The sequence below is a fragment of the Microbacterium sp. NPDC056003 genome (assembly GCF_042274785.1).
Lineage (GTDB): Bacteria > Actinomycetota > Actinomycetes > Actinomycetales > Microbacteriaceae > Microbacterium.
Map to the genome: position 1 here is coordinate 371,995 of NZ_JBHJXQ010000001.1, position 12,822 is coordinate 384,816.

Here is a 12,822-nt window from a genome sequence, read left to right on the forward strand (position 1 = left end):
GCGCGGACCGCTCAGATGCGGGGGACCGTCGCCCGCGCCTCCGCCGCGGGCATCCCGGTCGCCGTGAGCAGGTCGACCACGAGCGGCCGCAGCGCGCCGATGAGGTTCTGATCGCCCAGCGAGGCGTCGGGCAGCAGCGCCGCCGGATCGAGGCGCGCGGCCACGGCCGAGAGGGCGGCACGTGCATCGGGCACACGGGAGCGGTGGTCGATCGACTCGGCGACCAGCACCGCCCCGCGCATGAGCTCGGCGAGCACATCGGCCGCCACCGGTCGGGCCACGCCGTCGTCGCACAGGTAGACGACGCGGCGCGCGATGACGCGCAGGTTGCGCGACGCGAGCTCGGCCGACTCGCGGATGCCGTCCTGACGCTCCAGTTCGGCACGCTGGCGGCGCAGGAAGGGCGAGATGCGGGCGATCGCACGGCCGGACTCGAGTGAGAGCGTCCACTCGTCGAGGAGCGGCTGGGTGGCCCGCGCCTTCTCGAGCCCGCGCTCCGCCCGCAGCCGGTCGCCACGCCGCAGCGCCTGCACGAGCAGGCCGGACACCCGGTCGAGCGCGGCGAAGAGCGCACGCCCCTCGCGCAGGGCGTCGCGCAGCGGGTTGCGCGGGATGAGTGCGGTGACGACGAGAGCGGCGATCCCGCCGATGATCCCGTCGATCAGCCGCAGGAAGGGCGCCGTCGCCGGGATGATGATGACGATGAGCGACTGGATGGCGGCCGCGATCGCGAAGCCGGCCTTCGCCGACAGCAGCCGCGCGATGACGAGCGTGATGCCGAGCGCCAGCCCGAGCTGCCACCAGCCGTCGCCGGTGAGCAGGAGCAGCAGCTCCGCCACGAGGATGCCGACCAGCATCCCGAGCACCGTCTCGAGCACGCGCCGCGGGCGGGCGTCGCGCACCAGCCCGAGGCTGCCCACGGTGACGGTCGCCGCGAGGAGCGGCGCGGGGTGCCCCAGCACGTAGTGCGCGAAAACGTACGCACCGGTGGCCGCGACGACGATCTGCAGGATCGGGATGCCGGAGTCGCGGACCCGCACGAGCGCGGGTCGCGGGTTCAGGCGCGAGCGCCAGCCCGTCGTGATCGCCGTGGTGGTCGGCGGTCCGCTCATGCGGCCCGCCCCCTTCCCGGGCGCCAGGTCATTTCGCGGGAGCCCGGCGCGAGAGTCTCGTCAGGCGCGGCACGTTGGCGGTCGCTCCCGCCTCGGGCGGCACGACGACCTCCTGCGCGGCGGTGACCGGGCCGTCCTCGGTGTCGACGAGCAGCGTCGCGTCGACCGGTGTGGAGCGGCGGACGATCGCGAGCGCGATCGGTCCCTCCTCGAAGTGCAGGGCCACCGAGGTGACGGCGCCGACCGCGTCGTCTCCGACGCGCACCGCGGCACCGCGCTCGGGGAGCACGCTCCCGCTGCCGTCGAGCTGCAGCGCGACGAGGCGCCGCGGCGGGTGGCCGAGATTGTGCACCTTGGCGACCGTCTCCTGACCGCGATAGCAGCCCTTGCTGAGGTGCACGGCCGTGCGCAGCCAGTCGAGCTCGTGCGGAAGGACGCGCTCGTCGACGTCGGCCGACCAGCGGGGGCGCCAGGCGGCGACGCGCAGGGCATCGGCGGCGGAGAGTCCGACGACCGACAGTCCGCCCGCGGCCGCGGCATCCGCGATTCTCTTCTCCTCGTCGCGGGTGACGAGCACCTCGGCCCAGTCGCGGGCCGCACCCGGGTGCGGGTCGACGGCGGCGTAGCCCCAGCCGCCCGTCGAGACGGCGGGCCACGGGTCGGTCCACACGAGCGGAACGCCTCCCGGCTGTGCGGCGGTGAGCGCGGACAGGGCCGCGGTGGTGCCGCCGAAGACCGCGTACTCGTCGCTCGCGTCGCGCGGGGCCACCCGCAGGCGGAACCGCATGCGGAGCAGCCAGGCGAGGAGTCCTTCGGCGTCGGGCCGGTCGACGATGAGCCATATGGTCTCGCCGTCGTCGAGGACGGATGCCGCGTGCTCGACGTGTCCTTGCGGGTCGAGCACCAGCAGCTCGGTGCTCACGCCCGGGGGCAGCGACGCCAGCGCCTGCGATGTCAGCGAATCGAGCCAGGTCAGGCGGTCCTCGCCGGGGACGGCCAGCACCGCACGATCGCCGAGCGGAACGACGGCGCGGCCCTCCGAGAGCGCGCGCTGCTCGACCAGCGGGTTGCCGACGTGCTGGAGGCCGGCGTCATCGACGACGGCACCGGGCAGCGATGCGAACGGGGAGTCCATCATTCCGCCCGCGCGAGCCGAGCCGACGCGTGCGCGCCGAGCTCTTCGCCGAGAGCGGCCATGTCCCACGCCCAGAGCAGGTGACCGTCGACGAGACCGTACATGCGGGTCGCCGCGGCGTACGTCTTCGCGCCGGCCGGGCGCACGACGGCGTCGGTGGCGATGTCGATGCGCGGACCACGGATCTGGCCGAGGTACAGCTCGCTCACCCCGTCGGCGTGCACGAGCACGACCTCGATGTCGAAGCCGCCTTCGCCGTTGCGGAGGAGCTCGACGTCGTCGACGGTGCGCGGCGGGGCGCTCTCGAGGGCCGGCAACAGGCCGGGACCCGCGTCGGCGGCGGTCGCAGGACGCGAGAGGCGCCAGTAGCCCATCTCGGCCACGAGGGGCGTGCGCTGGTCGCCCTCGCCGTGGAGCCAGGCGCTCGCCGAATAGTTCAGGTAGTCGCCGCCGTCATGGCTGAAGCTCACACGGTGCGTGAACTCGCCCGCGTAGGCGTGGTCGGCGTAGTCGATGACGCCGGTCCCCTCCCACACGCCGATGAGCCACGAGAGCGGCGCGAGGTCGGCGGGGAGGTCGGTCGGCAGATCCAGCATCGCGCGACCGATCAGCGCTGGCCGCGGTACAGGTTCTTGAGGACGACGACGGACACGAAGGCGATCGCGAGCGACGCCAGACCGAGGAGACCCACGAAGAAGAGCTCGAGCGCGAAGAGATCCATGGCTCCTAGCCTAAACCGGATCCGATCCGCGGCGCGGCGTGTGTCACCCCGGGACGATCGCAGCCAGCCCGAACCCGAGGCTGATGACACCCAGCACGACGAGGGCGCCGAGGGCGCTGGCGGCGACACGCTCGGTGAAGCCCTGCGAGCGACCCGACCACAACTGCACGATGAAGGCGAGGATGAGGCATCCGCCGAGCCCGACCGCCAGCCACTGCGCGCGCCAGTCGTCGCCGGCGAAGAGTCCGACGAGCACGCCGATGACGGCGGCCACGACCCACACGGCGATGATTCCGCCGATGGTCCGGCGCGGAGCGAGCTCTGGAACTGCCACGGTGCCATTCTTCCCCAACAGTCCCCCGCGCGCACGATCCGGAGTCGAGGTCGTGCGACGTCGCGTGATGTCGCCGCGCGGAAGCTGTTTCCGCTCACGCCCTACACTGGGTGCACGGCGCACCCCCGCGCGCTGGAAAGGCGACGCTTTGGCACAGCTCCTGGTTCTGAGCTCCACACACGGAGGCGGTCCTGTCCTGCCGTCGCTCGAACTGCTGAGCCACCGCGTGCGCCAGATCCCCGCCGAGCCGGCCCAGCTGGTCAACGCGCCGAGCGCCGACGTCATCTTCGTCGACGCGCGAGTCGACCTCGTGGGCGCCAAGTCGCTCTGCAAGATCCTCAACACGACCGGGCTCGACGCGCCCCTGCTCCTCGTCGTGACCGAGGGCGGACTCACCGCCGTGTCGACCGACTGGGGTATCGACGACGTCATCCTCGTCACCGCCGGCCCAGCCGAGGTCGACGCACGCATCCGCCTCGCCATCGGCCGCATGACCAAGGAGCAGGTCTCGACCCGCATCCAGACGTCGGGCATCACGATCGACGAGTCGTCGTACTCCGCGAAGGTGCACGGTAAGCCGCTCGACCTCACATACAAGGAGTTCCAGCTCCTCCACTTCTTCGCGACCCACCCGTCGCGTGTCTTCACCCGAGAGCAGCTCCTCAGCGAGGTGTGGGGCTACGACTACTTCGGCGGAACCCGCACGGTCGACGTGCATGTGCGACGCCTGCGCGCCAAGCTCGGCGACCTCGAGCAGCTCATCGGAACGGTGCGCAACGTCGGCTATCGGTTCAACGTCTACGAGGACGACCAGCTGCCGACCCCCCGCGAGCGCACCGACGCCTAGGGAAGCATTCGCACTCTCGTCATCTGTCCCTGCAATGATGAGGGGATGATCGAACACGACGTGCTCGACGCCGGCCTCGGCGACGCCGACGACGACGACTTCGACCTGGACGAAGAACTCGACGCGCAGCTGCCCGAACACCGCTATCTCGACCGTGAGCTCAGTTGGCTCGCGTTCAACCAGCGCGTCCTCGAACTCGCCGAGGATCCGACGCTGCCGGTCCTCGAACGCGCGAACTACCTCGCGATCTTCGCGAGCAACCTCGACGAGTTCTTCATGGTGCGCGTCGCCGGCCTGAAGCGCCGCATCGTCACCGGGCTCGCCGTGCCGACCAACGTCGGCCGGGCGCCCGCCGAGGTGCTCGCCGACATCTCGCAGGAAGCCCACCGCCTGCAGCTGCGCCATGCCGACGCGTGGACGAAGCTCGTCATGCCCGCCCTCGCCGACTCCGGCGTCCAGATGGTGACGTACGACTCGCTCGGTGACGAGGACCGCGCCGCGCTCTACGAGTACTTCCAGGCGCAGGTGTTCCCGGTGCTGATGCCGCTCGCCGTCGACCCGGCGCACCCGTTCCCCTACATCTCGGGACTCTCGTTGAACCTCGCGATCCGCATCCGCAACGCCCGCACCGGGCGCCAGGAGTTCGCGCGCCTCAAGGTGCCGCCGATGCTCCCCCGCTTCGTGGAGGTGCCGGCCACCAACGGCACGGGGCGGTACCTGCCGCTCGAGGACCTCATCTCGAACCACCTCGACGACCTCTTCCCCGGCATGGAGGTGCTCGACCACCACGCCTTCCGCCTGACCCGCAACGAGGACGTGGCGATCGAGGAGGACGAGACCGAGAACCTGATCCAGGCGCTCGAGGCCGAGCTGCTGCGGCGCCGCTTCGGCCCGCCGATCCGCCTCGAGATCACCGACGACATGGACGAGGTGACCCTCGAACTGCTGATCCGCGAGCTCGACATCACCGAGCAGGAGGTCTACCGGCTGCCCGGCCCGCTCGACCTGCGCGGCCTGTTCGACCTGCGCATCGATCGCCCCGACCTGCGGTTCAAGCCGCACCTGCCGACCACCGCCATGGCGTTCCAGCCGGGCGACAACAACGAGCGACCCGACATCTTCGCGTCGATCCGCAAGGGCGACGTGCTCGTGCACCACCCGTACGAGTCCTTCGCCACGAGTGTGCAGGCGTTCCTCGAGCAGGCGGCGAAGGATCCGCACGTGCTCGCCATCAAGCAGACCCTGTATCGCACGTCGGGCGACAGCCCGATCGTCGAGGCGCTGATCGACGCCGCCGAGGCCGGCAAGCAGGTGCTCGCCCTCGTCGAGATCAAGGCGCGCTTCGACGAGGCGAACAACATCCTCTGGGCCCGCAAGCTAGAGAAGGCCGGCGTGCACGTCGTCTACGGCCTCGTGGGTCTGAAGACGCACTGCAAGCTGGCTCTGGTCATCCGCGAGGAAGGCGGGAAGCTGCGCAGCTACAGCCATGTCGGCACCGGCAACTACAACCCGAAGACCAGCCGCATCTACGAGGACTTCGGGCTCTTCACCGCCGACGACCAGGTCGGCCGCGACCTCACGCGCCTGTTCAACGAGCTGAGCGGCTACGCGATCGAGAAGAAGTTCAAGCGCCTTCTGGTCGCGCCGCTCCACCTGCGCAAGGGCCTCCTGCGGCTCATCGACAAGGAGCGCCGAAATGCCCTCGCCGGCAAGCCCGCCAGCGTGCGCATCAAGGTCAATTCGATGGTCGACGAGCAGATCATCGACGCGCTCTACCGGGCGAGCCAGGCCGGTGTGAAGGTCGAGGTGTGGGTGCGCGGCATCTGCTCGCTCAAGCCGGGGGTCCCCGGCATGAGCGAGAACATCACGGTGCGCAGCATCCTGGGCCGCTATCTCGAGCACTCGCGCATCTTCGCGTTCCTCAACGACGGCGACCCGCAGGTGTACATCGGCAGCGCCGACATGATGCACCGCAACCTCGATCGCCGTGTCGAGGCGCTTGTACGCGTGGTGGCACCCGCCCACATCAAGGAGCTGTCGGACTTCTTCGACCTCGCGATGAGCGACGGATCGAGTTCGTGGCACCTCGGCCCCGACGGTGAGTGGGTGAGGCACAACACCGACGCGGACGGCAAGCTCCTGGTCGACGTGCAGGACCGCACCATGACGAACGTGCAGCGCCGTCGGCGGGCACGGGCGGTGCGATGACCGAGACCGCCGTCTACGCCGCAGGAGGCGTCGTCTGGCGCGTCGTCGACGCGAAGCTGCGCGTGCTGTTGATCCATCGCACGAAGTACCGCGACGTCACGCTCCCCAAGGGCAAGGTCGACCCCGGTGAGATGCTCGCCGAGACCGCCGCACGCGAGATCTTCGAAGAGACCGGCATCCGCGTCGCACTCGGCGTGCCCGTCGGCGTCTCCCGCTACCGCCTGCCCAGCAAGCGGCAGAAGATCGTGCACTACTGGGCGGCCGAGGCTACGGACGAGGCGATCCGGGCGTCGGCGTTCGTGCCGAACAAGGAGATCGCCGCCCTCGAGTGGGTCACCCCGAAGAAGGCGCTGTCACGTCTGAGCTATCCGGTCGACGTCGAGATCGTCGAGAACTTCATGAGCCTGGTCGACGAGGGCGTGCTGCGCACCTTCCCGATCATCGCGCTCCGGCACGCCAAGGCCATCGGGCGAGAGGACTGGGACGGAGAGGACGCCGCGCGTCCGCTCTCCTCTCGCGGCCGCAGACAGGCCGACTCGATCGTCGGCCCGCTGCTGGCGTTCGGCGCCCGCAAGCTGATCTCGAGCCCCGCCGTCCGCTGCATGAAGACCGTCGCGCCTCTGTCCGCTGCGCTCGGGCGGAAGATCGACAAGTCGAAGCTCATCAGTCAGGACGCGTGGGAAGAGGGCGCCTCCGACGCGCGCACCGTCATCGGCGAGCGCGTGCGCGCACGCAAGCCCGCGGTGCTGTGCAGCCACGGACCGGTGCTCCCCGAGATCCTCTCGGAGATCGCGATGGCGACCGGTACTCTGCGCGGGTCGTACCTCGGCAGCGCGTCGGCGCTCGAGCCGGCGGCGTTCTCGATCGTGCACCTGTCGGTCGAGAACCCGGGCTCGGGCATCGTCACCATCGAGACGCACACCCCCAAGGTCTGACCTGAGATTCGGGATGCCTCGCGCGTGGCATCCCGTTCACCTTCCGTTCACCCGGCGAGCGCACTCTCTTAAGAGTCCCCGCCTACGTTTCAGGCGAGCCCCGCACCGGGCTCATCACCCGAAGCCCACACGGGCCTCTTTTCCCTGACACGTGAAGGATTCACACAGTGAAGATCTCCCGCATCGCCCAGGTGGGCGCTGTCGCCGCAGTCGCGGCCCTCGCCCTCGCCGGCTGCGCCGCCAACGAGACCACCCCCGGTGGCTCGACCGATGCCCCCACCACCTCCGACCTGTCCGGCGAGATCGCCGGCGGTGGCGCGTCGTCCCAGGAAGTCGCCGTCGCGGCGTGGACCGCCGGCTTCCAGACCGCCAACCCCGACGTGACGATCACGTACGACCCGGCGGGCTCGGGCGCGGGACGCGAGTCGTTCCAGGCCGGCGCCTTCCCGTTCGCGGGATCGGATCGTGCCTTCAAGCTCGAGGAGCTCGAGGCCGGTCCGTTCGACAGCTGCGTCGACGGCTCGGGCATCATCGAGCTGCCCACCTACATCTCTCCGATCGCCGTCATCTTCAACATCGACGGCGTCGACTCGCTGAACCTCGACGCCGCGACCATCGCGGGCCTGTTCTCGGGCGAGATCGCCAACTGGAACGACCCGGCGATCGCCGCCCTGAACGAGGGCGTGGATCTTCCCGACCTGGCAGTGACCCCGGTCCACCGAGCCGACGACTCGGGCACGACCGAGAACTTCACCGACTACCTCTTCCAGGCAGCACCCGAGGAGTGGACCGCAGAGCCCGACGGCGTGTGGCCCCTCTCCAGCGGCGAGGCCGCGCAGGGCACGTCGGGCGTCGTGTCCGCCGTCGCCGGCGGCAACGGCACGGTCGGCTACGCGGACGCGTCGCGCGCCGCCGAGGAGGGCCTGTCGACGGCCGCGGTGAAGGTCGGCGACGAGTTCGTCGCGTACTCGCCGGAGGCCGCAGCGGCGATCGTCGACGCGTCGCCGTTCGAGGACGGCCGCGGCGAGGGCGACCTCGCCATCGCCCTGGACCGCACCTCGGACGCGGCCGGCGTCTACCCGATCGTGCTCGTGAGCTACATGATCGCGTGCCAGGAGTACGCCGACGCCGCCGTGGCGCCGATCGTCAAGGGCTACCTGGAGTACGTCGCCAGCCCCGAGGGCCAGGATGCCGCGGCCGCCGCGGCGGGCAACGCCCCCATCTCGGACACGCTGCGCGAGAAGGTCACCGCGGCGATCGACTCGATCGTCACGGAGTGACACCTCGAGACCCGGCCCGGCTCTCTCGCCGGGCCGGGTCTCACCCCGAAGCCCCCCGAACCAGAAGGACACCATGACCACCACGACCTCCCCCGCCATGGGCAAGGTCAGGCAGCGGCCCGGAGACCGCTGGTTCTCGGGCACCGCGCTCGCCGCGGGAAGCATGATCCTCGTGACCCTCGCCGCGGTCGCGATCTTCCTCATCGTCCAGTCCATCCCCGGACTGACGGCCACCGGCGACACCGCCTCGCTGCTGTCCACGAACTTCTGGGATTACGTGTGGCCGCTCGCCTTCGGCACGGTGTGGGCATCGCTGCTCGCCCTGCTCATGGCCGTGCCGCTGGCCGTCTCGGTGGCCCTCTTCATCTCGCACTACGCGCCTCGCCGCCTCGCGCAGGCGCTCGGCTACGTCGTCGACCTGCTGGCCGCGGTGCCGTCCGTCGTCTTCGGCCTGTGGGGCATCATCGTGCTCGCCCCCGCCGTCCAGCCCGTCTACGCGTGGCTCAACGCCCACATGGGGTGGTTCCCGCTGTTCGGCGGCACCGTGTCGGCCACCGGCCGCACGATCTTCACGGCCGCGATCGTGCTCGCCGTGATGGTGGTGCCGATCATCACGGCGATCTGCCGCGAGATCTTCCTGCAGACCCCGGTCCTCCACGAAGAGGCGGCCCTCGCCCTCGGCGCGACGCGCTGGGAGATGGTGCGCATGGCTGTCTTCCCCTTCGGCCGCAGCGGCATCGTCTCGGCCTCGATGCTCGGTCTCGGCCGCGCGCTCGGCGAGACGATGGCCGTCGCCATGGTGCTCTCGGCGACCGGAGTCGTCACGTTCCGGCTCTTCACCTCGGAGAACCCCAGCACCATCCCCGCGAACATCGCCCTGACGTTCCCCGAGGCCTATGGCGCGAACATCAACGTGCTGATCGCGACGGGCCTGATCCTCTTCATCGTCACCTTCGCCGTGAACGCGGTCGCACGCTGGATCGTCAGCCGGCGCAAGGAATTCTCGGGAGCCAACTGACATGACCACTGTGACCGCTCCCCCGACCCCGACGCTGCAGCCTGCGCCGGTGCGCGAGCATCCGCGCCTCACCAGCGGCCGGCTTCCGAAGTGGGCGCCGTGGGCGATCCTCGGCGCGAGCGCCCTGATCACCGGGCTGGTCTTCGGCGTCCTCGCGATGGCCGGCGGCTCAGAGTTCGGCATCGCCGGGTGGGCCGTCGTCTCCGCGTTGGTCTACCTCGTGCTCATCACCGCGATCTCGAGCCTCGTCGAGGGGCGCCGCAAGGGCGTCGACCGCCTCGTGACGGGCGTCGTGACGGCCGCGTTCGCCGTCGCCATGGTGCCGCTCGTCTCCGTCGCGTGGACGGTGCTCGTCAACGGCATCGCGGGCCTCAGCGCCGAGTTCTTCTCGAGCTCGATGCGCAACGTCGTCGGCGAGGGCGGAGGCGCCCTGCACGCCGTCGTCGGCACCCTGCTGATCACGCTCGCCGCGGCCGTCATCTCGATCCCGATCGGCATCTTCACCGCGATCTACCTCGTCGAGTACGGCGCCGGGAAGCGCCTGGCGCAGGGCATCACGTTCCTCGTCGACGTGATGACCGGCATCCCGTCGATCGTCGCCGGTCTGTTCGCCTACGCGCTGTTCGCGCTGATCTTCGGACCCGGCATCCGCATGGGCATCATGGGGTCGATCGCGCTCTCGGTCCTCATGATCCCCGTCGTGGTGCGCTCGAGCGAGGAGATGCTGCGGCTCGTGCCCAACGAGCTGCGCGAGGCGTCGTACGCGCTGGGCGTGCCCAAGTGGCTCACCGTCACCAAGGTCGTCCTCCCCACGTCGATCGCGGGGATCACGACCGGCGTCATGCTGTCGATCTCGCGGGTCATCGGCGAGACCGCCCCACTGCTGCTGACCGCGGGCGTCGCGTCGTCGATGAACTACAACCTGTTCGAGGGCCGCATGATGACGCTGCCCGTGTTCGCCTACACGCAGTACATGAACGCCGGGATCCCGGTGCAGGCCTACCACGACCGCGCCTGGGCCGCAGCGCTCGTGCTGATCGTCATCGTCATGCTGCTCAACCTGATCGCGCGCCTCGTCGCGAAGGTCTTCTCCCCCAAGCTCGGCCGCTGAGCGGCATCCCGAACCCGAATCGAAACCCGAGGAATCGTGTCCAAGAGCATCGAAGTCAACGATCTGAACGTCTACTACGGCGACTTCCGGGCCGTCGAGGGCGTCTCGCTCGACATCGAGCCGCGCAGCGTGACGGCCTTCATCGGCCCGTCCGGCTGCGGCAAGTCGACCTTCCTGCGCACGCTCAACCGCATGCACGAGGTGATCCCCGGCGCGCGGGTCGAGGGCCAGGTGCTGCTCGACGGCGACGACCTGTACGGCGCCAACGTCGACCCGGTGCTCGTGCGGCGGCAGGTCGGCATGGTGTTCCAGCGCCCCAACCCGTTCCCCACGATGTCGATCAAGGAGAACGTGCTGGCGGGCGTGAAGCTCAACAACCGGCGCATGGCGAAGTCCGACGCGGACGCGCTCGTCGAGAAGTCGCTGCGCGGCGCGAACCTGTGGAACGAGGTGAAGGACCGCCTCGACAAGCCGGGATCCGGCCTCTCCGGCGGTCAGCAGCAGCGACTGTGCATCGCCCGCGCGATCGCCGTCTCGCCCGATGTCATCCTGATGGACGAGCCCTGCTCGGCCCTCGACCCGATCTCGACGTACGCGATCGAGGAGCTCATCGGCGAGCTGAAGAACGAGTACACGGTCGTCATCGTCACGCACAACATGCAGCAGGCGTCGCGCGTGAGCGACAAGACCGCCTTCTTCAACATCGCCGGCACCGGCAAGCCCGGCAAGCTCATCGAGTACGACGACACCCGTTCGATCTTCACCACCCCGTCGGTCCAGGCGACCGAGGACTACGTCTCCGGCCGCTTCGGGTAGACCGGGTCGTCGGACGTCGGCCCGTCGCAACCTCGGAGATCCTCGGCGACTCGCCGGGCGCAGCATCCCTCCCCCGGCGTGTCGGGCACGATCTCCGATCTTGCGACCGGCTGGCCTGCGCGGCGGGCTGGGCCTTGCGGTCCTTGGTGGCCGTCGCAACCTCGGAGATCCCGGGCGACACGCCGGGCGCGGCATCCCTCCACCGGCGCGTCGGGCACGATCTCCGATCTTGCGACCGGCTGGCCGGGCGCAGCGGGCGGGCTGGGCCTTGCGGTCCTTGGCGGCCGCCCAACATCGGAGATCCCGGGCGACTCGCCGGGCGCGGCATCCCTCCACCGGCGTGTCTGGCACGATCTCCGAACTTGCGACGACAGCGCCTCCTCCCGCGGATGCTGTGGCGGCGGGTTGTCCACGAGCGGCGCCTTCGGCGGCGAGCGGATGCCGCGGCCCGCGCACGCTGGAGTGATGTGCTCCACGACCCAGCAGGCCGTGCGCTCGCTGGCCGAGCTGCGCGAGGCAGGGATCGGTCGCGCGGCGGTCGCGGCAGGTCTCCGTGACGGATCGCTGGTGCGGCTGCGGCGTGGGGTGTACGCCTCGGACGGATCGTGCGACGAGATCCGCCGGGCCGCGGAGCACGGCGGGTCGCTGGGCTGCGTCAGCGCTGCGCGGCACCTCGGGCTGTGGGTCTGCGGTGAGGCGGATGAGCTGCATGTCTGGCTGCGCGCCCACGGACGCGCTTACGCCCACGATGGTTGCGCCTGCGTGGGTCATTGGGACGCGGCCGAGGCGAAGGACGCATTCGGCATCCCCTCTGTGCCTCGCGTACTGCGGCAGATCCTGCTGTGTCGCGGTGCCGAGGACTTCTTCGTCGCGCTCGAGTCGGCCCGTCGGCAGCGACTGATCTCGCAGCGCGGCCTCACGTGGCTGCGCTCTCACACGAATGCCGCCGGCCGAGATGCGATCGTGTTCTCCCGGTCCGACGCCGACAGCGGGCTCGAGTCGCTCCTGCGATGGCGCCTTCGGCCCTACGGGCTTGCCCTGCGCACGCAGGTACGGCTTACGTCGGTGGGCGTTGTCGACTTCCTGATCGGCGAGCGGCTGATCGTCGAGGTCGACGGCGTCGCGAACCACGACGGCGACTCGCAGCGGCACAAGGACCTCGTCCGCGACGCGAACGCCGCGGCGTGGGGGTTCGTCACCCTGCGGTTCGACTACGCCATGGTCGTCCACGACTGGGCGACCGTCGAGCTGGCGATCCTCGGCGCCCTCGACCGCCGCCTGCACCTCGCCTGAGCTTCGCCCGGC

General features: G+C 70.2%; 12 protein-coding genes. 8 read left to right on the top strand and 4 right to left on the bottom strand.

Going from position 1 to position 12,822, the window contains the following annotated elements; all coding sequences use genetic code 11:
• Positions 1 to 11: 11 nt before the first annotated feature.
• The 4 genes from ACFC1W_RS01700 to ACFC1W_RS01715 all read right to left on the bottom strand — a co-directional run bounded on the left by ACFC1W_RS01700 (position 12) and on the right by ACFC1W_RS01715 (position 3,302).
• A complete protein-coding gene (locus ACFC1W_RS01700) occupies positions 12 to 1,112 on the bottom strand; it encodes an aromatic acid exporter family protein (RefSeq protein WP_375987847.1) in 1,101 nt (366 codons plus the stop codon).
• 28 nt (positions 1,113 to 1,140) lie between these two features.
• Entirely contained in the window at positions 1,141 to 2,250 is a 1,110-nt protein-coding gene (locus ACFC1W_RS01705; RefSeq protein WP_375987849.1) for a YgfZ/GcvT domain-containing protein, read from the bottom strand.
• On the bottom strand, positions 2,247 to 2,843 hold the full coding sequence (locus tag ACFC1W_RS01710) for an FABP family protein (protein ID WP_375987851.1): 597 nt from the start codon (positions 2,841 to 2,843) through the stop codon (positions 2,247 to 2,249). Before ACFC1W_RS01710 ends, ACFC1W_RS01705 begins: the two co-directional genes overlap by 4 nt.
• A gap of 168 nt (positions 2,844 to 3,011) precedes the next feature.
• Positions 3,012 to 3,302: a hypothetical protein gene (locus tag ACFC1W_RS01715; RefSeq protein WP_375987853.1), complete on the bottom strand. Its 291-nt coding sequence runs from the start codon at positions 3,300 to 3,302 to the stop codon at positions 3,012 to 3,014.
• A 148-nt stretch (positions 3,303 to 3,450) separates the two neighbouring features.
• On the opposite strand from ACFC1W_RS01715, the gene ACFC1W_RS01720 reads away from it, so the two are divergent.
• The 8 genes from ACFC1W_RS01720 to ACFC1W_RS01755 all read left to right on the top strand — a co-directional run bounded on the left by ACFC1W_RS01720 (position 3,451) and on the right by ACFC1W_RS01755 (position 12,810).
• Entirely contained in the window at positions 3,451 to 4,149 is a 699-nt protein-coding gene (locus ACFC1W_RS01720; protein WP_241111131.1) for a response regulator transcription factor, read from the top strand.
• Between the two features lie 45 nt (positions 4,150 to 4,194).
• Positions 4,195 to 6,357 carry an RNA degradosome polyphosphate kinase gene (locus tag ACFC1W_RS01725; RefSeq protein WP_375987855.1) on the top strand — a complete coding sequence of 721 codons (2,163 nt, stop codon included), beginning with the start codon at positions 4,195 to 4,197 and terminating at the stop codon, positions 6,355 to 6,357.
• Positions 6,354 to 7,292: an NUDIX domain-containing protein gene (locus ACFC1W_RS01730; RefSeq protein ID WP_375987857.1), complete on the top strand. Its 939-nt coding sequence runs from the start codon at positions 6,354 to 6,356 to the stop codon at positions 7,290 to 7,292. The genes ACFC1W_RS01725 and ACFC1W_RS01730 overlap by 4 nt, the downstream gene beginning before the upstream one ends.
• Positions 7,293 to 7,459: 167 nt before the next feature.
• Complete coding sequence (gene pstS, locus ACFC1W_RS01735) at positions 7,460 to 8,572, top strand: phosphate ABC transporter substrate-binding protein PstS (RefSeq protein WP_375987859.1); 1,113 nt, start codon at positions 7,460 to 7,462, stop codon at positions 8,570 to 8,572.
• Positions 8,573 to 8,645: 73 nt separating this feature from the next.
• Positions 8,646 to 9,590 (top strand): phosphate ABC transporter permease subunit PstC, encoded by a 945-nt coding sequence (pstC, locus tag ACFC1W_RS01740; protein WP_375987861.1) that lies wholly within the window; start codon positions 8,646 to 8,648, stop codon positions 9,588 to 9,590.
• A gap of 1 nt (position 9,591) precedes the next feature.
• On the top strand, positions 9,592 to 10,701 hold the full coding sequence (gene pstA, locus ACFC1W_RS01745; RefSeq protein WP_375987863.1) for a phosphate ABC transporter permease PstA: 1,110 nt from the start codon (positions 9,592 to 9,594) through the stop codon (positions 10,699 to 10,701).
• 36 nt (positions 10,702 to 10,737) lie between these two features.
• Complete coding sequence (pstB, locus tag ACFC1W_RS01750; RefSeq protein ID WP_241111125.1) at positions 10,738 to 11,517, top strand: phosphate ABC transporter ATP-binding protein PstB; 780 nt, start codon at positions 10,738 to 10,740, stop codon at positions 11,515 to 11,517.
• A gap of 465 nt (positions 11,518 to 11,982) precedes the next feature.
• Complete coding sequence (locus ACFC1W_RS01755; protein WP_375987865.1) at positions 11,983 to 12,810, top strand: DUF559 domain-containing protein; 828 nt, start codon at positions 11,983 to 11,985, stop codon at positions 12,808 to 12,810.
• Positions 12,811 to 12,822 lie beyond the last annotated feature (12 nt).

What these genes read in the sequence shown, in the direction of transcription:
- ACFC1W_RS01700 (WP_375987847.1), bottom strand. Translation starts at nt 1,112, where the DNA reads ATGAGCGGACCGCCGACCACCACGGCGATCACGACGGGCTGGCGCTCG.
- ACFC1W_RS01705 (WP_375987849.1), bottom strand. Translation starts at nt 2,250, where the DNA reads ATGATGGACTCCCCGTTCGCATCGCTGCCCGGTGCCGTCGTCGATGAC.
- ACFC1W_RS01710 (WP_375987851.1), bottom strand. Translation starts at nt 2,843, where the DNA reads ATGCTGGATCTGCCGACCGACCTCCCCGCCGACCTCGCGCCGCTCTCG.
- ACFC1W_RS01725 (WP_375987855.1), top strand. Translation starts at nt 4,195, where the DNA reads ATGATCGAACACGACGTGCTCGACGCCGGCCTCGGCGACGCCGACGAC.
- ACFC1W_RS01730 (WP_375987857.1), top strand. Translation starts at nt 6,354, where the DNA reads ATGACCGAGACCGCCGTCTACGCCGCAGGAGGCGTCGTCTGGCGCGTC.
- pstC (WP_375987861.1), top strand. Translation starts at nt 8,646, where the DNA reads ATGACCACCACGACCTCCCCCGCCATGGGCAAGGTCAGGCAGCGGCCC.
- pstA (WP_375987863.1), top strand. Translation starts at nt 9,592, where the DNA reads ATGACCACTGTGACCGCTCCCCCGACCCCGACGCTGCAGCCTGCGCCG.
- ACFC1W_RS01755 (WP_375987865.1), top strand. Translation starts at nt 11,983, where the DNA reads ATGTGCTCCACGACCCAGCAGGCCGTGCGCTCGCTGGCCGAGCTGCGC.